The following is a 19,847-nucleotide window of genomic DNA, read 5'->3' as shown; positions in this document are numbered from 1 at the left end:
GGGCTCTGAGCTGGGTCGTGGGAGCGAACTTGAGGGAGCAAACAAGTGGAACTCGACAGCATGACTACCACAATCACCGATCAACCAATCCATGCGGTCACCATTTAAAGCTCAGCCAGCACGGCTTCTCGGATCAGCTTCTTGTTGATCTTGCCAACGCTGGTCTTGGGAATGTCGGCGACGAAGCGGATCTGCCGCGGAATCGCCCACTTGTTGATGTGCCCGCTATCGACGAACTGCTGCAGGTGCACTTCGATGGTCTTCTGGTCGAGGCTCTCGCCCGGTGCGCAGACCACCAGGGCCAGCGGCCGCTCGCCCCACTGCGCGTCGGGAATGCCCACCACGGCCACCGCGGCGACCGCCGCGTGCTGGCTGATCAGGCTCTCCAGCTCCAGCGAGCTGATCCACTCGCCGCCGGTCTTGATCACGTCCTTGATGCGGTCCTTGATTTCCACGATGCCGCGCTGGTCGATCGAGGCCATGTCGCCGGTGTGCAGCCAGCCGCCTTCCCAGAGCTCGGCGCCCTTCTCCGGCTCCTTCAGGTAGCCCTGGGCCAGCCAGGGGGTGCGCACCACGATCTCGCCCAGCGCCACACCGTCATGAGGCACGTCGTTGCCGGCGCCGTCGACGATGCGCAGGTCGACCATCGGGATCGGCACGCCGGTCTTGATGCGCTCCGGGATCTGCTCGTCCATCGGCAGGGCGAGGTCCTCGGCACGCAGATGGGTCAGGGTCAGCAGCGGGCAGGTCTCGGACATGCCATAGCCGCAGTGCACCCGCATGCCCCGCTCGCTCGCCTGGCGAGCCAAGCCGAGGGTCAGCGCGCTGCCACCGAGCAGCATCTTCCAGCCGGCGAAGTCGGTGCGCTTGCCCTCTTCGCAGTCCAGCATCATCTGCAGGATGGTCGGCACGCAGTGGGAGAAGCTCACCCCCTCCTCGCGGAACAGGTGAACCAGCGTGTTCGGCTCGTAGCGGCCGGGATAGACCTGCTTGACGCCCATCGCCGTGGCCGTGTAGGGCACGCCCCAGGCGTGCACGTGGAACATCGGGGTGATCGGCATGTACACGTCGCCGGAGCGCAGCAGCGGCTGGCCGTCCCAACCGGCGAAGGTGCCCAGTTGGTTGAGGGTGTGCAGCACCAGTTGGCGGTGGGTGAAGTACACGCCCTTCGGATTGCCGGTGGTACCGGTGGTGTAGAACATGGTCGCCACCGAGTTCTCGTCGAAATCGGGGAACTCGAAGTGACTGTCGGCGCCGGCCAGCAGCGCCTCGTACTCGCCCACCAGCGGCAGTTGCGTCGGCTTGGCGACGCTCTCGGTGAGCTGCACGTAGCCCTTCACGGTGTTCAGCTCGCCGTGGATCTGCTCCAGCAGCGGCAGGAAGTCGTCATGCACCAGGACAATGTCGTCCTCGGCATGGTTCATGGTGTAGACGATCTGCTCCGGCGACAGGCGCACGTTCACGGTGTGCAGTACCGCCCCGAGCATCGGTACGGCGAAGAAGCACTCCAGCGAGCGGTGGCTGTCCCAGTCGAGCAGCGCCACGGTGTCGCCGGCCTTGACCCCAGCCGCGCTCAGCGCATTGGCCAGGCGCTGGATGCGCTCGTTGAGGGTGCGGTAGCTGTAGCGCAGCTTGTCGGCGTAGACGATTTCCTGGTCCGGCTGGTAGCGCACGCCGGACAGCAGCAGGCGCTTGATCAGCAGTTGGTAGTTGTAGGCACCTTGCGCAGGCGGAATTATTTTTGTCTTCGCCATGATTGTTTTCCCGACTTTGCCATTCTGAAGTTTTTGTTTTGCTGCACGCGGGCGCCGGCATCACTCAGGTGAGCGCAGTCATCCGGACGCAATCGCCTCTCTATGGGACGAACAGTAATTACCCCTCCCCTCGGCCGCTTCACATCCCACGTCATGAAGTTTTCATTTGATGACAGCACGCGCTGTTACTGGGCGTGACCTGCCCTGCGCCGGCATCAGCGAGTCCGGGGGATGACGGGGAGAGGGAAAGCGCCGCCACGCCCCGGCGACGGGCCGTGGCGGACGGCCTGTTGGCCTGAGGGCCGCGATCAGAACTGCTCGGCGTCGAGCAGGTACAGGCTCGCGCTGCCGGCGCGCACCGAGGCGCTCAGCGAGTGGATGCGCGGCAGGATGCGGGCGAAGTAGAAACGCGCGGTACCCAGTTTGCTGGCGTAGAAGTCGTCCTCACCCTGCTTGACCAGCGCGACGGCGGCCATGCGCGCCCACAGGTAGGCGTACACGGTGTAGCCGAAGGTGTGCAGGTACTCGACCGACGCAGCGCCGATCTCGTTGGGGTTGTTCTGCGCCTTGTCCAGCACATGGGCGGTCAGCTCGTCGAGGTTGTCCACGGCGGCCTTCAGCGGCGCGGTGAACTCGGCCAGAGCGGTATCGGCGCCGGCGATGAAGGCATTGATTTCCTCGGACAGGTGCCGGTAGAAGCTGCCGCCGCTGGCGACCACCTTGCGGCCCATCAGGTCCAGCGACTGGATGCCGTTGGTGCCTTCGTATATCTGGGTGATGCGGCAGTCGCGCACCAGTTGCTCCTGGCCCCACTCGCGGATATAGCCGTGGCCGCCGAACACCTGCTGGCCGTGGATGGTGGTTTCCAGGCCCATGTCCGTGAGGAAGGCCTTGGCCACCGGAGTCAGCAGGGCGACCAGTTCCTCGGCGCGCTTGCGGACGACGGCGTCCTCGCTGTACTTGGCGGTGTCGAGCTGCAGGGCGACGTAGCTGGAGAAGGCGCGGCCGCCCTCGTTCAGCGCCTTCATGGTCAGCAGCATGCGGCGCACGTCCGGGTGCACGATGATCGGGTCGGCCGCCTTGTCCCTGGCCACCGCGCCGGTCGGCGCACGGCTCTGGATGCGCTCGCGGGCGTACTCGACGGCGTTCTGGTAGGAGCGCTCGCCCAGCGCCAGGCCCTGGATGCCGACGCCCAGACGCTCGTAGTTCATCATGGTGAACATGGCGTTGAGGCCCTTGTTCAGCTCGCCGACCAGGTAGCCGGTGGCGCAGTCGAAGTTCATTACGCAGGTGGCCGAGGCCTTGATGCTCATCTTGTGCTCGATGGAGCCGCAGGCAACCGCGTTGCGCCCGCCCAGCGAGCCGTCGGCGTCGACCATCACCTTGGGCACCAGGAACAGCGAGATGCCCTTCGGCCCTGCCGGGGCGTCCGGCAGCTTGGCCAGCACCAGCTGGATGATGTTCTCGGACAGGTCCTGCTCGCCGCCAGTGATGAAGATCTTGGTGCCGCTGACCTTGTAGCTGCCGTCGGCCTGGGGCTCGGCCTTGGTGCGGATGATGCCCAGGTCGGTACCGGCGTGCGACTCGGTCAGGCACATGGAGCCGGCCCAGCGGCCTTCGTACAGGTTCGGCAGATACTGGGCCTTGAGCTCCTCGCTGCCGTGGTTGAGCAGCGCCAGGCAGGCGCCGGCGGTCAGCATCGGGTACAGGGCGAAGGACAGGTTGGCCGAATTGACCATCTCCTCGACCTGGGCGCCGATCACCTTGGGCATGCCCATGCCGCCGAACTCCGGCGAGCCACCGACGCCGACCCAGCCGCCTTCGGCGTAGGCCTGGTAGGCCGCGGGGAAACCGGCCGGAGTCTGCACCGCGCCCTCGCGCCAGGAGCAGCCTTCCTCGTCGCCGCTGCGGTTCAGCGGAGCGACGACGCCGGCGGTGACCTTGCCGGCCTCCTCGAGAATGGCCTTGGCGGTGTCGACGTCGACGACCTCGGCCAGCGCCGGCAGCTCGGCCCACAGTTGGGATACGTCGAAAACTTCGTTGAGCACGAAGTCCATGTCGCGAAGGGGCGCTTTGTAGTCAGCCATTGGAAACACTCACCCAAATTTATTTGTGCTTTTGTCGTAGCCGTGGCTTGGGCGGTGACGGAGTCACGCTTCGGCCATTCAGCGCCGATTTTTTAGCAAGGCGGTGCTGCACGCTTCGAACCTGGGGTGGATTTGCGGGTGGACCTGGGTCGAGCCCGGGGTGGAAGCAGGCTCCACCGGCTTGGCCGAGACGGCGCCGGTGCGCTTGTCCGGCAGCAGGAAGTACGACAGCGCCGGGATCAGGATCAGCGCGCCGAGCATGTTCCACAGGAACATGAAGGTCAGCAGGATGCCCATGTCGGCCTGGAACTTGATCGGCGACCAGACCCAGCCCACCACGCCGGCGGCCAGGGTGATGCCGACCAGGCCGACCACCCGGCCGGTGAAGGCCACGGCGTTCTCGTAGGCGTCGGACAGCGACATGCCCTGGCGCTGCTAGTGCAACTGCACGCTGAGCAAGTACAGCGCGTAGTCGACGCCGATGCCCACGCCAAGGGCGATCACCGGCAGGGTCGCCACCTTGACGCCGATGCCCATCGCCACCATCAGCGCCTCGCACAGCACCGAGGTGAGCACCAGCGGCAGCAGCGCCACCAGCGTCGCCCGCCAGCTGCGGAAGGTGATCAGGCAGAAGATGGTCACCGCCAGGTAGACGAACAGCAGCATGGTGCTGTTGCCCACCACGAGCTATCCCCCTCTTCGAAACACCTGTCATGAAAAGACAGTCTCTTGTCGCTCGATGAGAAGCGCTGCATCCCGCCTGCGGCCTACAGTCCGCTCAGCGTGCCTAAACGCTTACAACAACAATGCTGATTGGAGAAAACACTCATGGCCAAAGCCGTACGCTTTTACGAAACCGGTGCACCCGAAGTCCTGCGCTATGAAGATGTCGAAGTCGGTGAACCCGGTCCGGGGGAAGTACTTCTTCGTCATGTGGCTGTAGGTCTGAATTATGCCGACACCTACTTCCGCAACGGCACCTACCCGATTCCGCTGCCTAACGGCATGGGGGTCGAAGCCGCCGGTGTGGTGCAGGCGCTCGGCGAGGGCGTGACCAACGTCGCGGTCGGCGACCGCGTCACCTACACCGGCTTCATCAACACCCTCGGCGCCTACAGCACCGAGCGCATCATCCCCGCCGCGCCACTGATCAAACTGCCGGAAAACATCAGTTGCGAAACCGCTGCCGCCATGACCATGCGCGGTCTGACGTCGTCCTACCTGATGCGCCGCATCCATGACTTCAAGGCCGGCGACACCATTCTGCTGCACGCTGCCGCCGGCGGTGTCGGGCTTATCGTTTCGCAATGGGCCAAGCTGCTCGGCCTCACCGTGATCGGCACCGTGTCCACCGAGGCCAAGGCCGAACTGGCCCGCGCCCACGGCTGCGACCACATCATCAACTACAGCCATGAGGACGTCGCCAAGCGCGCACGCGAGCTGACCGACGGCGTCGGCGTCGATGTGGTGTTCGACAGCGTCGGCAAGAATACCTTCATGGGCTCGCTGGATTCGCTCAAGCGTCGCGGCCTGATGGTCTGCGTCGGCACCGCCTCGGGCCCCATCGACGGCTTCAACCCGCAACTGCTGGCGATGAAGGGATCGCTATACCTGACCCGTCCGGCGCTGGCCGACTACATCGCCGACCCGGCGGAGAAGGCCGCCCTGTCCGGCGAGCTGTTCGACCACGTCGGCAGCGGGCGGATCAAGATCGAGATCAACCAGCAGTATGAATTGAAAGATGCCGTGCAGGCCCACCGCGACCTGGAGTCGCGCAAGACCACCGGCTCGTCGCTCTTCGTCATCTGAGGAGGCCACCGTCATGCAAGTCGAACAATTGACCTGCACCATTGGCGCCGAGCTGATCGGCGTCAACCTGGCCGACGCCATCGATGACGATGGGCTGTTCGCCGAGATTCGCCAGCAACTACTCAAGCATCGCGTGCTGTTTTTGCGCGACCAGGACATCAGTCACGCCGAGCATGTGGCGTTTGCCCGACGCTTTGGCGAACTGGAGGATCACCCGGTCGTCGGTAGCCACCCGGAACATCCGGGCCTGGTGCAGATCCACAAGTCGCCCGAGACGCCGGTCGACCGTTACGAGAACGCCTGGCACACCGATACCACCTGGCGCGAGAAACCGTCGATGGGAGCGGTGCTTCGCTGCCTGGAGTGCCCGCCGGTAGGCGGCGACACCATGTGGGCCAACATGGTGGTGGCCTACGAGCGCCTGCCGGAGGATGTGAAAGCCAAGATCGACGGCCTGCGCGCCCGCCACAGCATCGAGGCCAGCTTCGGCGCGGCCATGCCCATCGAAAAGCGCCTGGCGCTCAAGGCCCAGTACCCGGACGCCGAGCATCCGGTGGTGCGCACTCACCCGGAAACGGGTGAGAAGGTGCTGTTCGTCAACAGTTTCGCCACCCACTTCACCAACTTTCACACCCCTGAACGGGTACGTTTCGGCCAGGACGCCAACCCCGGCTCGGCCGACCTGCTGCGCTATTTGATCAGCCAGGCGGCCATCCCCGAGTATCAGGTGCGCTGGCGCTGGAAGCCCAACAGCGTGGCGATCTGGGACAACCGCAGCACCCAGCATTACGCGGTCATGGACTACCCGCCCTGCCACCGCAAGCTGAACCGCGCCGGCATCATCGGGGACACCCCTTACTGATCGATCTCGCCGGTGATTCGACAGCGTCACATCGCGTTTGCCAGGGCGCGGTGTGAGCGCTTGACCGGTGCCACCAGCACTGGTCCTTTTACCGCAGCGACACAACAGCCTGGCGTTTTTTTCGCCAAGCGGCAGGCGACATGCCAAATTGGCTGATGAACCAGCGGGTAAAAGAAGTCGCCACGGAGAAGCCCAGCAACTCGGCGACTCGTCCCAGGGGGTAATTCGAATTCCCCAGGTAGCGCAGCGCCAGATCGCGGCGTGCGTCACGGATCAGGACGCTGAAAACATGGCCTTCGTCTTTCAGACGACGCTGCAGGGTCCGCACGTTCATGCCCTGGACCTCGGCAATCTGCTCGATGGACGCTCGCCCCAACGGCAGCCACAGGTAAATGGCCTTGCGTATCTCGAACAGAATCGACGGCCCTTCACTGCCCTGCAGCGAGACGAGGTAACGCTGGGCGTTGCGCGCCATCGCCGGGTCGGCGAGCGGCTTGCTCATGTCCAGGTTTGCATCCGGGCAGACAATGCCATTGAAGTGGCTGCCAAATACCAGGTGGCAGCCGAACAGACGCCGATGCAGTCGCAGGTTTGCCGGCGCCAGGTGGGTGAAATGCACACTGATCGGGCGCCAGTGCTTATCGAGCAAGGCCGCACATAAACGAAACAGCACGCCCATGGCCAGCTCATTGGACTGGCGACAGGCCACCGGCGACTTGCTGAGCACTTCCTGGCGAATGATCGCCCTGCCGCCCTCCTCTTCCAGGTGGATGGCAACTGCATCGTTCATCAGATGACGGTAATGTAGCAGCACCTGCAAGGCATCACGCAGCGAGCGCTGGTGGAGGAGCAACAGGCTGACCGCACCCAGATCCGAGAGTTGTCGCGACTCGGCCATGCTCAGGCCGAAGCTCTGGCAACCGCTGACGGCGGCCGAGTTTTCCAGCAGGCGTGCCGTCGCCTCGGCCGAGACGCGGTGCTCAGGGTGCTGCAGCTGTGCTTTGCTCAGGCCGACTTCGGCCAGCAAGGGGATGGGGTCGAGCCTAAGCTGCTGGCTCACTTTCAGGTAGTTGGTCAGGGCGGCAGCCCGAATGAGCGTTGTCATGCAATGGCCTTCCTCAGACTGGCTGCCATGGTTCAGAACCCTACCTGGTCTGCCCCCTTGAGCTTAAGCATCTGGCGCGTCTCATCTGGCGTGGCCACCTCGAGATTCAGTGCATGCAGGATCGACACCACACGCTTGACCTGCTCGGCATTGCTCCTGGACAACACGCCAGGCCCATCCCAGAGCGAGTCCTCAAGACCGACACGCACATTGCCGCCCATGGTTGCCGACTGGGTGGCCAGGGGCATCTGGTGTTTTCCGGCACCCAGCACCGACCAGTAATAGTCCTCGCCAAACAACCGATCAGCCGTGCGCTTCATATGCAGTACATCCTCAGGATGCGAACCGATGCCACCGAGCAGGCCAAACACCGACTGGATCAACAACGGCCCTTTGACGATCCCGCGGTCCAGGAAGTGTGCAGCCGTGTACAGGTGCCCGATGTCATAGCATTCGATCTCAAAGCGCGTGCCATTGCCCGCGCAGGACTCCAGGATGTACTGAATGTCGCTGAAGGTATTTCTGAACACCCGGTCTCGCGAGCCCTCCAGGTACGGCCTTTCCCAATCGTGCTGGAAGTCCTTGAAGCGCTCGAGCATGGGATAGAGGCCGAAATTGATCGAGCCCATGTTCAGCGATGCCACCTCAGGCTTGAGTTGCAGCGCCGGCTGCAGGCGCTCCTCCACCAGCATGTTCGGCGCACCGCCGGTGGTGAGATTGATCACCACATCCGAGCGTTGGCGGATGTTGGGAAGAAACTCCATGAACAGCCGCGGATCTTGCGAGGGTTGGCCATTGCTCGGATCCCGTGCATGCAGGTGCACGATCGATGCGCCGGCCTGCGCCGCGCCAACAGCGGATTCTTCTATCTGCGCCGCCGTGACCGGCAGGTAGGGCGACATCGAGGGGGTATGAATCGAGCCCGTCACAGCACAGGTGACGATGACCTTGTTTTGCTTGGCAGCCATAAATTCTCCAATACGCCATGCGACCGGAATCGGTCTTTCAGTGAAAGGTTGATTGCTGTTCAGGGGGCTTTGCTGCGTGGTCGCTCAAGGGCAACCACGCACTGGCTCAGGGGTGTGCAGCCGCCATAGCCGCCGTTTGGCTGTTGTCGTCAGCCTGTTGGCGCACCATGTCATCGAGATAGTGGCGTTTGGCGTAAAAGAGCACCGCCGCCGCCGCGATGCTGACCAGTGGCACCAGTTGCAGCGCGGCATCCAGGCCGATGTGGTCGGAAACCTTGCCAGTGATCAGTGGCCCGCTAGCCAGCCCGAGCAGGTTGTTGGCCAGGGTCAGGGTGGCCAGAGCGGTGCCATGCACCGAGTAGTGGGTCAGGTTGCCGACCATGGCGCTGGTGGGGCCATTGGTCCCGGCCGCGACCATCATGCCCAGGCAGATCACTACCAGTTGGGTGGTGCCCACTGGCAAGGCGAAGGCCAGCGACAGCAGCAGACAGCTGCCTAGGCAGTAGACGATGGCCAGGCTGATCTTGCGATCCGCGCGCTTGCGCGCGAAGCGGTCGCAGAGGATGCCGCAGGCAACGACCCCAACCCCGCCGCACAACATGATGACTGCCGCCACCGTGGCAGCCTTGTCGGTGCCCATGCCGTAGTAGCGGCTGAGGTAGCTGGGCATCCATACGATCATGGTGCCGGCGACGAACAGCTGCAGGCCGCTACCGACGTAGGCGCCGAGCACCGAGCGGCTGGAATACAGGGTACGCAGGGGGCGCTGGGCCTTGATCGCCGCCCTGCTGGCGGCATCGGCCAGGCGCTGGGGGGCGATGCGCGCCTCGCGGACGATCATCGGGTAGATCGTGGCCAGCACCAGGCCGAAGATCGCCATGCCGGCGAACGCCCAGCGCCAGCCAAAAAGCTCCGCTATGACCCCGCCGATGGCGATGCCCAGCACCGAGCCGAACATGCCGCCCGCCATAAAGGCGCCAGACAGGGTGGCGCGCATTTCCCGCGGGAATACCGCCATCACCACGGCGCCACCCACGCTGCCGTAGGCCGCCTCACCGACGCCCACCAGAAAACGCGCGACGAGCATTTGCTGATAGTTCTCGGCCAGCGCGCAGCCCAGGGTCGCCAGGCTCCAGAGCATGGCCATCAATACCAGACACTTGACCCGGCCGAAGCGATCGGCGAGCAGAGACAGGGGGAAAGTCAGCAGGCCGACCATCAAGGCGACGATGCCACTGAGCAAACCGAGCTGGCTGTCCGACAGCGTCCATTCGCTTTTGAGCAACGGGAACACGGCGTTAAGCACTTGCCGTGACATGTAATCGGAGATCAGCAAACCGAAGGTCAGTGCAAAAACAATCCAGGCATAGCGACGCGGTATAACGATCGAAGTGTCCATGCTACATCCTCACTCTATCTATTATTGTTATGGATAAAGCTTGAGCAGAGGCCTCGACCGAGGCTCGTCCCTGAGCATCAATCGGAGCATTGCGAACCCGCAGCGTTATCGGTGCAGAAACCTCAGCCCTGGGTGTTGACTGTTTTTCATCAACGCCATGCTCGCAAGGATCAACAGCCTCTACACAGTGGCCGTCTTGCGCAGGAAACCCTGCTGGCCACCGTTGCGGTTGGGTGCGAAGCCGTTGGCCTGCAGACTTTCTTCCACGGTATCGTAAAACACGCCGATCCTGCTGATCTCGCGCGCCTGCTTGGCGGTGGCGATCGGGCGACCGAATTCGCGCGATATGCGCACCAGTTGCTCGATCTGCGCGACGGTGGACATTTTTCCCGTTTGCGCCTGGTTCCAGAGGTTGTCCTCGATCCCGCAGCGCACGTGCAGGCCCATCGCAATGCCCATCATGTTGACCGGCAACACGTTGCGCATCGAGCTTTCCACTGTGACCACCGCGCCGTCCGGCACGGCACGCAGGAAGTTGGCCAGGCTGTAGATGTTAGGCACGTCCATGCCGCCGCCGATCGCCACCCAGTTCATGACCAGCGGGCCCTTGTAGATGCCGCGACGCATCAGCCGCTCGACCGACTCGAAACTATTGAGGTTGTAGCACTGGAAGGCGCTCTGGATGCCCGCAGCCGTCAGGCGACGGATGTGTTCTTCCACCCAGCCCGGCTGCGCCGGTACGGTCATCTCCTTGTACGCGGTATAGACGGCCGGGTCCTCCATCGAGGTGCCCTTGATGTCCTGGTCGCCCCAGTGCTCGACGACGTTCATCTGCGAGGTGTTCACCGTCACCGTGACCTGGTCGGGCTTGGGCTCGAGCTCGGCCAACATATGGCGCGTGTCGTCGCTCAGCCACTTGGCGGCGGCACCTTCGGTTTCCGGTGCGAAGCTGATCGAGCCGCCCACCTGAATGATCATCTCTGGCACGGCTTCACGCACGCCGGCGATCAGCTCGTTGAATTTGGACAGGCGCTTGGAGCCCTTGCCATCCAGTTCACGCACATGCAAATGCAGCACGGTAGCGCCGGCGTTGTAGCAGTCCACCGCCTTTTGCACCTGCTCGGCCATGGTCACCGGAATGTCCTCGGGAAAATCGGAGGGCACCCAGGACGGTGCATAGGGTGCTGCCGTGATGATCAGGGGTTGCTGGTTTTCGGTGAACAGGTGGCCATCAAGGAAGTTCATAGGGGTTTTCCCGAATTGTGATTGTTAGGGGGAGTGTCGCGGTCTACCGGCGGCTTACTCGGCTTCGGTGTCCAGCTTGGCCATTTCTTCCAGCAGAATGGGTGTCCCGAGGCTGCAGGTTTGAATACCAAGCATGGAGACGGACTGCAGAACCGCCAGGATTTCCTCAGGGCTGGCGCCAAGTTTCAGCGCATTGCGGGTGTGCCTGCGCACGCCAGGGCTGTACATGTGGGTGCATGAAGCATTTACCGCGATGGCGAGGAACTCGTAGGTCTTGGGGTCGATCAGGCCACGCGCGACAGGCATGGCTGCGGTCTGCAGGAACTGCTCGGTCCATTGCGGGTCGAGCCGAGCGAAACTGTCCCAGCTTGGGCTCAGTTGCCCGCTGGCGCGCATGCGGTCAATGATCGGCGTTGCTGGCTTTAGGCTTTGGTCTTCGTTGGCGGTGGCGTGCATCATGATCTCCATAGGTGAAGCGGGCCTTTCGGCACCGGTGATCGGAGCGTGTCGAGAGTGCATTGGCGTGCTCGAACGCTTTGTCGACACCCCTTGAGTCTGCTAAAACATGCCAAGCAGGATTTAACCTATTGGGACGTTCACGGGATCGAGTAGGGACGAAACCGCATCATGGCCAACTTGGTTCTTAGCGCTTGCCTGACCCACTACGCCGAGGTGGCCCGCGCCTGCGGGCTCGACCCGATCGCCCAATTGCTGGCAGTGCAGCTCGCCCCCTCATGCCTTGAGCACACAGACAGCAAGATCAGCATCGACGGGGTCTGGCACCTGTTGGAAAACTCCGCGAACGAAGCGCATGTGGAAGATTTCGGCCTGCGCATGGCCGAGAAGCGACAGCTTTCCAACTTGGGGCCTCTGGCCCAGGTGATGCGTGCAGAAGCCAGCCTGCGCAAGGCCCTGGAAACGCTCCAGCGCTACCTGCACCTGCATAACGAGGGTTTCATGATCCTCATCGAGGAGCGCGACGGCATTGCGGTGATTCGCGGGGAGCAGATCACCCACAGGCAACTGCCGGCGCGTCAGTCGATCGACCTGATACTCGGCGTCACCTATCGGACGATCAAAACCTTGCTCGGCGAGCACTGGCAGCCGCAGACAGTCTGCTTCAGGCATAAGGCGCCACGCGATCGCTCGACCCACCTTCGCGTGTTCGGGACCAATATCCAGTTCAACAGCGTGATCGACGGCATTGTCTGCCGTTCCGTGGACCTGGATGCGCCCTTGCGCGGCACCGCCCCGGTGGGTGCCCGTTTTGTCCGCCAGCAGCTCGATGCACGCGGGACGGCCAGCGAATCGGTGGTCGATACTGTGCGGCGCCTGGTGTGGCAACAGCTGCTCACTGGGCGCTTTTCGATCGAGCAGGTGGCACGGCAACTAGGCGTCGACCGGCGGACAGTGCACCGCCGGCTCATGCGTCATCAGGAAAGTTTCAGCTCAATTCTTGACCAGGTTCGCAAGGAACAGGTCATCAGGCACCTGAGAGACTCCAAGCATTCGCAAAGTGAAATAGCCGAGTTTTTGGGCTTCTCGGGGCTCAGCGCGTTTTCCCGCTGGTTCAGACAACGCTTCGGTTGCAGCCCGCGTGCGTGGCGCAAGGCTCATATGAATTAGCCACTCAAGATGCTGCCTGCCTCATCGCCGGCAAGCCGACTCCCACAACGTTCTGTGGGAGCAACTGTCTTGTACTTATTGTATTCCCAGGAGGGGGAACACGCCGCTTACATGGCAGTTTTCCCGCCATTCACGGCCAGGATCTGGCCAGTGATGTAGCTTGCACGTTGCGAGGCCATGAACAGGATGGCATCCGCCACTTCTTCCGGTTTGCCAATGCGTCCCGCAGGAATCGTCGACGCTACCATCGGAAGGTTGTGCGAGCCGTCTGCGATGCGCTCGAGCATATCGGTAGCGATCGGGCCAGGCGCCACCGCATTGACTCGCACATTGTATTGGCATGCCTCGAGCGCCACGGACTTGGTGAAGCCTTCGATGGCATGCTTGCTGGCCACGTACATCGGTGCTTGCGCATTGCCTCGGCTACCCATGGTGGACGACAGGTTGATGATGGCGCCAGACTTCTGCCGCGACATGATGCGCATCTGGTGCTTCAGGCTGAGGAACGTGCCCAGCGCGTTGGCATTGAACACCGCAGTGTACGACTCCACCGTCTGCTCCATGATCGAACCACGCGTGCCCTCGTAGCCTGCGCTGTTCACGGCTACATCCAGGCGACCAAAGCGCTCGACACAGCAATCGACAAGCCTGGCCACTTGCGCTTCGTCGCTCACATCGGCTTGCACGAAATCAGCCTGTGCGCCCATGGATTGCAACTCCGATAACAGTTGTTTTCCGGCAACGGCATTGCGCCCCGAAACGATCAGGTGCGCGCCTTCACGGGCGAAGGCAATGGCCGTGGCGTAGCCGATGCCCGCTGTCGCGCCGGTGATCAATACCACTTGATTTTGAAACTGCTTACTCATGGGGGCGTCCATTAATAGAAGGGAATGAACCTCCAGTTATAGGTATTACGTCGCCGCGGAATTTGACGTTTTGGGACGCTTCCAGGATGTCTGTCATGAAATGTAGATCTGTTGTCACCTGATGTTAAAAGAGCCGGGGCCTGGCGTGGTTATCATCCGAGCAATTGCAATCGGTCAGGCCGATTGAACGGTGGTTCGTCATTTCATCAAATGTTGCAAGGACCTCTATTTTGAAAGCCATCCAACTCCAACGCCCTGGTGGCCTGGACAAGCTGCGTCTTGTCGATCTCCCCCTCCCCGATGCGCCGAAACCAGGGGAAATCCAGGTACGTATTCATGCCAGTTCGCTCAACTATCACGACCTCGGCGTGGTCTGCGGCCACCTTAAGGTGGACGATGACCGCATACCCATGGCCGATGGTGCCGGGGTCGTCACCGCCGTAGGTGCAGACGTGACGGAGTTTGCCGTGGGCGATGCCGTTGTCTCGTGCTTTTTCCCTCACTGGCACGCTGGCCGGGCGGTACCCAGCACGTTCAAGACCGTACCGGGTGATGGCGTGGACGGCTTCGCGCGCGAGCGGGTCAACATGCCCGCCCTGGCATTCACCCATGCACCCAAAGGCTACTCCCACGAACAAGCCGCCACGCTGACCACCGCCGGCCTGACCGCCTGGCGTGCATTGGTGGTGGACGGGCGTATTCAAGCGGGCGACACCGTGCTGGTGCTGGGCACTGGCGGGGTCTCGGTGTTTGCACTACAAATGGCCAAAGCCATGGGGGCCCGTGTGATCGCCACGACCTCGTCGGATGCCAAACAAGCGCGCTTGCTCGCACTGGGTGCCGACCAGGTCATCAATTACCGGCACCAGCCCGAATGGGGCGACGCGGTACTGGCCGCCACTGGCGGCCGTGGTGTCGACATCGTCGTGGAGGTGGGTGGCCCCGGCACCCTGCCCCAGTCCATCCGCGCCTGCGCTCCCGGCGGGCACATCGCGCTGATCGGCGTGCTGACAGGCATTTCCGGCAACATTCCGACCGTTGAGATGATGCGCAAGCAGCAAACCCTGCGAGGGCTGATCGTCGGCAGCCGCGAGCAGCAGCAAGACATGGTGCGTGCCCTGGAAAACTTCAGCTGGCGCCCTGTCATCGACAGCAGCTATCCGCTGGAGCAAATTGCCGAGGCCTTTGCTCACCAACAAGCCGCCAAGCATTTTGGCAAGATCTGCCTGCACTATTGAACAAGGCGGCAACGCTGAGGACAGCGGCGCAGCCTTCTGGCCAGCGCCGTGTGTCGGCCCGCCCCATCCCCCCAGGTGCATCTCCCGAATCAGTTTCTTGTTGATCTTGCCGACGTGGGTCTTGGGGATGTCGGCGACGAGTCGCCAGCCGCGCAGACCACCAGCACCATCGGCCGTTCCCCCAATGCTCATCGGGAATGCCAACCACCGCCACCGCGTTGAGCGACCAGATCGCGTAGCGAATGGATGATACGATCCTGATCGCGTGGATCGTGTAAGGCATCGGCCACCGCTGCCGACAATCCGATCCGGCGATCGACCTGGCGCAGCAGCATCAGTCCACCATCGGAACTCAGGGCGCCACCCTGGAAATTCGCCTCGATCACCCGACGTCCCAGGCGGCCAAAACTCAGCTCGTTCGAGGTACACTTTGGCATCGGCACAGCCCCCACAAAATCTTGTTCGCACCCTGATTTTATGCGGATTTAAAGCTGTGCCGACCCTACATCTCATGAAATATCCGGGTTAGAACAACAAGATGACCGCCCTCGCTCGCGCCGCCTCGCTGACCAACTATCTGGAAGTCGCCCGTCACCTGGGCCTGAACGTGCACAGCATGCTGACGCAGGTGGGCCTCAGTACCACGCAGTTGGAAGATCCCGACCGACGCATCCCGGCCTCCCCCGCCGTCACCCTGCTCGAGGAGTCGGCGCGGATCAGCGGCTGCGAGACGCTAGGCCTGCGCATGGCCGAGCTGCGCCAGCTGTCCGACTTCGGCGAGGTCAGTCTGCTGCTCAGCCACCAGCGCACCCTGCGCGACGCCCTGCAGGTGATCGTGCAGTACCGCCACCTGCTCAACGACGCCCTGGCGATCCACATCGAGGAAGCCGGCAAGACGGTGATCATCCGCCAGGAGGTGATCACCGACCAACCGATGCAGAGCCGCCAATCCATCGAGCTGGCGATCGGCATCATGCACCGTTTCTGCGCGGCCCTGCTCGGCGCGCACTGGCATCCGATCAGCGCGAACTTCACCCACGCCGCGCCAGCGGACCTGGCCATCCACCGACGCATCTTCGGCTGCAAGCTGGAATTCGGCAGCGAGTTCAACGGTCTCGTCTGCCCTGCGGCCGACCTGGACGCGGCCAACCCGCTGGCCAACGAAGCCATGGCCCGCATAGCCCATCGCTACCTGGACTCGCTGCACACGGAGAGCAAGCTCTCGCTGCTGCTCGAGGTGCGCAAGACCATCTTCCTGCTGCTGCCCATGGGCCGCGCCTCCATCGAGCAGGTAGCCCAGACCCAGGGGATAAACGTGCGCACCCTGCAGCGCCGCCTGGAGGAAGGCGGCGCCACCTTCAGCGACCTGATCAACGGCGTGCGCCGCGACCTGGTGGTCCGCTACCTGGAGAATCCCGGCTACTCGCTCGGGCGCATCGCCGACATGCTCGGCTACTCCATGCCCAGCTCCTTCACCCGCTGGTTCATCGCCCAGTTCGGCATGCCGCCGGCCGCCTGGCGCACGCAGCACGACATAGTGTCGCGCAAGGAGCGGTAAAGCGGACGAGCGCCGCCTAGGCGCGCCGCGGCAGCGCCATCTTCCTGGCCAGGATGCGGTCGATCCAGCGCGTGGGGAGCAGCGCCGCCAGTCCCGCAGCGCCGACCAGGATCTCCACTTGGCGTACCGCCCCCTCCAGCGCGGCCGGGTCGGTGACGTCCAGCAGCAGCGGCAGGAAGGCCTCGCCGAGCTGCTCGCGGATGCGCACGCCATCCTCGCGGCGGCGCACCGTGCCTATCACCCGGTAGCCCTGCTCGACCAGCAGACGCGCGCAACCCACACCGATGCCCGAGGAGGCGCCGGTAATCAGTACGAAGGGTTTCATGCATTTTGCTCCTTTGAAATCGGCTGTCCCTGCTACAGCCCGCGCTGCGACAGGCGGAACGCCAGCATGGCCAGGCAGGCCAGCAGTGCCATGCCCAGCGCCAGGCTCAGCGTGCTGCCGAGCAGCAGCGGCACCAGCACGGCCGCCGACAGCGCATTGCTGGCCTGCTGGACGGTCACGTAGCCGCTGGATGCCAGGCCGCGGCGCTCGGGAAAGCGGTCGAGGGCCAGCAGCTGCAGGCCCGGCTGGGTCAGCATCAGGCCGAAGCCGAACGGCGGTAGCGCCAACAGCGACCAGGGCACGCCGACCGGTAGCCACAGTGCCGCGCCGATGTTGACCAGCGCCGCCGCCAGCATCACGGCGTAGCCGGCCAGCACCGCGCGCTCCGGGGGCGACCGCCCGGCAGCGCGGTGGGCGGCAAAGGAGCCGACCAGCAGACCGCCGACTATCGGCAGGAACAGCCAGGCGAAGGACTGCGAGCCGAGCCCCAGATGGCGGGTGACGAAGGTCGGCGCGCTCAGCACGTACAGGTAGATGGCGGTATTCACCCCGGCGTTGGCCAGGCACACCAGCAGATAGCGGCCGTCGCGCAGCAGGTCGCCGAAACCGCGAATCAGGGCCAGCGGGCGCAGCGACTGGCGCCGTTCCACCGGCAGGGTCTCGGCCAACTGCCGGCAGCAGCCCAGCCACAGCAGCGCACCGAGCACGGCAAGAAAGGCGAAGATGCCACGCCAACCGACCAGCGACAGCAGCCAACCGCCGCACACCGGTGCCAGCGCCGGCGCCAGGGAAAACAGGATGGCCACCATGGCCAGCTGCTTCTGCGCCAGCACGCCATCGAAACGGTCGCGCAGCATGACGCGACCGACCACGATGCCGACGCCCGCGGAGAGACCCTGCAGCACCCGCCCGGCGAACAACCAGTCGATGTCCGGCGCCAGCGCGCAGAGCAGCGAGCCGGCGATGAACAACAGCAGGCCGCAGAGAATGAAGCCGCGGCGGCCGAACGCATCGGAGATGGCCCCGTGCCAGACGATGGCCAGAGCGAAGGGCAACAGATAGGCGGTGAGGGTCTGTTGCACCTCGGCCGGACTGGCCGCCAGCTCCGCGCCGATGGCGTCGAAGGCCGGCAGGTATGTGGCAATGGCGAACTGGCCCAAGGCGGCCAGGCCGGCGACCAGCAGGACGAACAGGGAGTGACTGGGCATTCGGGAAATCAGCCTAATGGTTCCGGGCGGCGGATCGATCCGCTCAGGCTGCTTGCGCAGCGGTGCGCCTCCCGCCGGGTCAGGCCACGGGCGGGAGGCATCAATGCCGGCGCGGCATCCTCACGGCGTACGCTGCGCCACCGTCAGCGCCAGCTCGTCGAGATCGGTCACCGCGCGTCCCAGGTAGAACTCGGCGCCGCCGTTGGCGCGCTTGCCTGCCTGTTGCAACTGGGCGCGCACGAACTGGTAGCTGCCGCGGATCTTGTCGAGGGCTTCGGCGTGCTCGGCATGCTGCTGGCGCAGGCGGGCAAAGCGCTCTTCGATACCCTGGTCGAGGGCCTGCAACTGCTCGGCAGACAGCAGCCACTGCTCCTTGTCCGTTATCGGGTAATGGCGCAGCTGGTAGTCGAACAGGAAGCTGGCCAGGGCGCGGCTTTGCTCGCTGAACAGCCGGGCGGAAGACTCGCTGGGAAGTTTGCGCTGCTCGCGGACCTGGACGGCGCCGGCGGCCTCGCGCAGCGCCTGCCGGTGGACCAGCAGTTGCCGCACCAGGATCGGGTACTCCTGGCGGCGCGTCGCCGGCAGCCCGTCCAATTCGACGAACGCCTGCTGCATGGCGTGCACCGGCCCGGCCAGTTCGACCGGCTGGCCGAGTTGCTGCACGTCGGTCTGCAGCGTCTGCAGGTGATGGAAGACCGAGGTGAGCAGGCGCGGATCGGGCAAGCGGTCCTTGGGGTCGAAGTACATGGCGCTTGCGCAGAGCAGTTGCGCGCGGCTGTCGAGTTCGCTCAACTGCAGCGCGCTGCGCTCGTCGGCCCAGGCCTGCGTACCTAGCAGGAGCACGGCGAACCAGGGCAGCAGCGGCGGACGCTTGCCGGTCGGGTCGGTCCGTCCAGCGCCATGGTCGCCAACCTGACCCCGTGGCGCACGCCCAGGGCGAGCGCCACGGGGTCAGCGAGCTGCCGAGCAGGATCCAGGCGCAGTCGCGCCACCAGGCGGTCGTTGCGGAGGAGTCCATGCGCTTCAAAACGCCGATATCCCGCCGTCCACGGCGATGGCCTGCCCGGTCATGTAGCCGTTCTCCCGCGCGCACAGCATCAACATCACGCTGACGATCTCCGCGGGGGTGCCGAGCCGCTTCATCGGCGAGCCCTGGGCGAGGAACTGCTCCTTCTCGCCGACCTCGCTCTCGGTGACCATCGGCGTGGCGCTGTAGAACGGGCACACGGCGTTGATGCGGATGCCCTGGCGGGCGTACTCCACCGCTGCCGTCCTGGTCAGCCCTACCACCGCATGCTTGGCGGCGACGTAGGCCGCCAGCTTGGGCGCGCCGCCCAGGCCGGCCATCGAGGCGACGTTGAGGATCACCCCGCCGCCCTGGGCGAGCATCTGGCGGATCTGGTGCTTCATGCCGAAGAACACGCCCTTGGTGTTGACCGCAAAGCTGAGGTCCAGCTCATCCTCGCTGGTGTCGATGAAGCTCTTCATCGGCGTGAGGATGCCGGCGTTGTTGATGCCGACGTCGAGGCGCCCGAAGGTGGCGACCGCCGCCTCGACCAGCGCCTTGACCTCGGCTTCGCGGGTCACGTCGCAGACCTCGGCGACCACGCGGGCGCCGGCCTCGCGCAGCTCCGCGGCCACTCGCGCCAGCCCCGCCGCGTTGCGGTCGCCGAGCGCGAGCCTGGCGCCCATGCCGGCGAGACGCCGGGCCAGCAGCTCGCCGAAGCCGCTGGCCGCCCCGGTGATCATCACCACCTGATCCTGATAACTGTCGATATGCATGCTCTGCTCTCCCTG

General features: G+C 64.1%; 18 protein-coding genes and 1 pseudogene. 5 read left to right on the top strand and 14 right to left on the bottom strand.

Annotation, left to right across the window (positions count from 1 at the left end):
* Positions 1–104: 104 nt before the first annotated feature.
* The 3 genes and pseudogenes from D3879_RS24270 to D3879_RS24260 all read right to left on the bottom strand — a co-directional run.
* On the bottom strand, positions 105–1,754 hold the full coding sequence (locus D3879_RS24270) for a fatty acid--CoA ligase (RefSeq protein WP_119956755.1): 1,650 nt from the start codon (positions 1,752–1,754) through the stop codon (positions 105–107).
* A 308-nt stretch (positions 1,755–2,062) separates the two neighbouring features.
* Positions 2,063–3,841 (bottom strand): acyl-CoA dehydrogenase C-terminal domain-containing protein, encoded by a 1,779-nt coding sequence (locus D3879_RS24265; protein ID WP_119956754.1) that lies wholly within the window; start codon positions 3,839–3,841, stop codon positions 2,063–2,065.
* Positions 3,842–3,919: 78 nt separating this feature from the next.
* Positions 3,920–4,516: pseudogene (locus D3879_RS24260) on the bottom strand (MMPL family transporter); the annotation flags it as partial.
* A gap of 153 nt (positions 4,517–4,669) precedes the next feature.
* Here D3879_RS24260 and D3879_RS24255 point away from each other — a divergent pair.
* Together D3879_RS24255 and D3879_RS24250 are read left to right on the top strand one after the other, a co-directional pair.
* Positions 4,670–5,650, top strand: a complete 981-nt coding sequence (locus tag D3879_RS24255; RefSeq protein WP_119956753.1) for a quinone oxidoreductase family protein — start codon at positions 4,670–4,672, stop codon at positions 5,648–5,650.
* A 13-nt stretch (positions 5,651–5,663) separates the two neighbouring features.
* Positions 5,664–6,512: a TauD/TfdA dioxygenase family protein gene (locus D3879_RS24250; protein WP_119956752.1), complete on the top strand. Its 849-nt coding sequence runs from the start codon at positions 5,664–5,666 to the stop codon at positions 6,510–6,512.
* Positions 6,513–6,600: 88 nt separating this feature from the next.
* Here D3879_RS24250 and D3879_RS24245 read toward each other — a convergent pair whose 3' ends face one another.
* The 5 genes from D3879_RS24245 to D3879_RS24225 all read right to left on the bottom strand — a co-directional run bounded on the left by D3879_RS24245 (position 6,601) and on the right by D3879_RS24225 (position 11,685).
* A complete protein-coding gene (locus tag D3879_RS24245; RefSeq protein ID WP_119956751.1) occupies positions 6,601–7,617 on the bottom strand; it encodes an AraC family transcriptional regulator in 1,017 nt (338 codons plus the stop codon).
* Between the two features lie 32 nt (positions 7,618–7,649).
* Positions 7,650–8,585 carry a 3,5-dioxohexanoate:acetyl-CoA acetone transferase gene (kce, locus tag D3879_RS24240; protein ID WP_119956750.1) on the bottom strand — a complete coding sequence of 312 codons (936 nt, stop codon included), beginning with the start codon at positions 8,583–8,585 and terminating at the stop codon, positions 7,650–7,652.
* A gap of 106 nt (positions 8,586–8,691) precedes the next feature.
* On the bottom strand, positions 8,692–9,984 hold the full coding sequence (locus D3879_RS24235) for an MFS transporter (RefSeq protein ID WP_119956749.1): 1,293 nt from the start codon (positions 9,982–9,984) through the stop codon (positions 8,692–8,694).
* 180 nt (positions 9,985–10,164) lie between these two features.
* Entirely contained in the window at positions 10,165–11,229 is a 1,065-nt protein-coding gene (locus tag D3879_RS24230; RefSeq protein WP_119956748.1) for a beta-keto acid cleavage family enzyme, read from the bottom strand.
* A gap of 54 nt (positions 11,230–11,283) precedes the next feature.
* A complete protein-coding gene (locus D3879_RS24225; protein ID WP_119956747.1) occupies positions 11,284–11,685 on the bottom strand; it encodes a carboxymuconolactone decarboxylase family protein in 402 nt (133 codons plus the stop codon).
* A gap of 216 nt (positions 11,686–11,901) precedes the next feature.
* Here D3879_RS24225 and D3879_RS24220 point away from each other — a divergent pair, with 216 nt between their 5' ends.
* The gene (locus D3879_RS24220; protein ID WP_238474317.1) at positions 11,902–12,855 is read left to right on the top strand and encodes an AraC family transcriptional regulator; all 954 of its coding nucleotides are present in this window, start codon (positions 11,902–11,904) and stop codon (positions 12,853–12,855) included.
* A 107-nt stretch (positions 12,856–12,962) separates the two neighbouring features.
* Here D3879_RS24220 and D3879_RS24215 read toward each other — a convergent pair whose 3' ends face one another.
* Positions 12,963–13,721 carry an SDR family NAD(P)-dependent oxidoreductase gene (locus D3879_RS24215; protein ID WP_119956745.1) on the bottom strand — a complete coding sequence of 253 codons (759 nt, stop codon included), beginning with the start codon at positions 13,719–13,721 and terminating at the stop codon, positions 12,963–12,965.
* A gap of 230 nt (positions 13,722–13,951) precedes the next feature.
* Between D3879_RS24215 and D3879_RS24210 the strand changes: the two genes are divergently transcribed.
* Positions 13,952–14,959 carry a zinc-dependent alcohol dehydrogenase family protein gene (locus D3879_RS24210; RefSeq protein ID WP_119956744.1) on the top strand — a complete coding sequence of 336 codons (1,008 nt, stop codon included), beginning with the start codon at positions 13,952–13,954 and terminating at the stop codon, positions 14,957–14,959.
* A gap of 188 nt (positions 14,960–15,147) precedes the next feature.
* Here the strand turns inward: D3879_RS24210 and D3879_RS24205 are convergent, their stop codons facing one another.
* Positions 15,148–15,396: a transposase gene (locus D3879_RS24205; RefSeq protein WP_119956743.1), complete on the bottom strand. Its 249-nt coding sequence runs from the start codon at positions 15,394–15,396 to the stop codon at positions 15,148–15,150.
* A 101-nt stretch (positions 15,397–15,497) separates the two neighbouring features.
* On the opposite strand from D3879_RS24205, the gene D3879_RS24200 reads away from it, so the two are divergent.
* Entirely contained in the window at positions 15,498–16,517 is a 1,020-nt protein-coding gene (locus D3879_RS24200) for an AraC family transcriptional regulator (protein WP_119956742.1), read from the top strand.
* Between the two features lie 16 nt (positions 16,518–16,533).
* Here D3879_RS24200 and D3879_RS24195 read toward each other — a convergent pair whose 3' ends face one another.
* The 4 genes from D3879_RS24195 to D3879_RS24180 form a co-directional block, all read right to left on the bottom strand.
* Positions 16,534–16,842 carry an SDR family NAD(P)-dependent oxidoreductase gene (locus tag D3879_RS24195; protein WP_119956741.1) on the bottom strand — a complete coding sequence of 103 codons (309 nt, stop codon included), beginning with the start codon at positions 16,840–16,842 and terminating at the stop codon, positions 16,534–16,536.
* A 32-nt stretch (positions 16,843–16,874) separates the two neighbouring features.
* Entirely contained in the window at positions 16,875–18,050 is a 1,176-nt protein-coding gene (locus D3879_RS24190; RefSeq protein ID WP_119956740.1) for a multidrug effflux MFS transporter, read from the bottom strand.
* Between the two features lie 120 nt (positions 18,051–18,170).
* Complete coding sequence (locus tag D3879_RS24185) at positions 18,171–18,893, bottom strand: hypothetical protein (protein ID WP_119956739.1); 723 nt, start codon at positions 18,891–18,893, stop codon at positions 18,171–18,173.
* A gap of 180 nt (positions 18,894–19,073) precedes the next feature.
* The gene (locus D3879_RS24180) at positions 19,074–19,832 is read right to left on the bottom strand and encodes an SDR family NAD(P)-dependent oxidoreductase (RefSeq protein WP_119956738.1); all 759 of its coding nucleotides are present in this window, start codon (positions 19,830–19,832) and stop codon (positions 19,074–19,076) included.
* Positions 19,833–19,847: the final 15 nt, after the last annotated feature.

Origin of the sequence: Pseudomonas cavernicola, assembly GCF_003596405.1 — a bacterium.
In the GTDB taxonomy this organism is placed as follows: domain Bacteria; phylum Pseudomonadota; class Gammaproteobacteria; order Pseudomonadales; family Pseudomonadaceae; genus Aquipseudomonas; species Aquipseudomonas cavernicola.
This window is presented reverse-complemented; position numbering and strand designations above follow the sequence as displayed.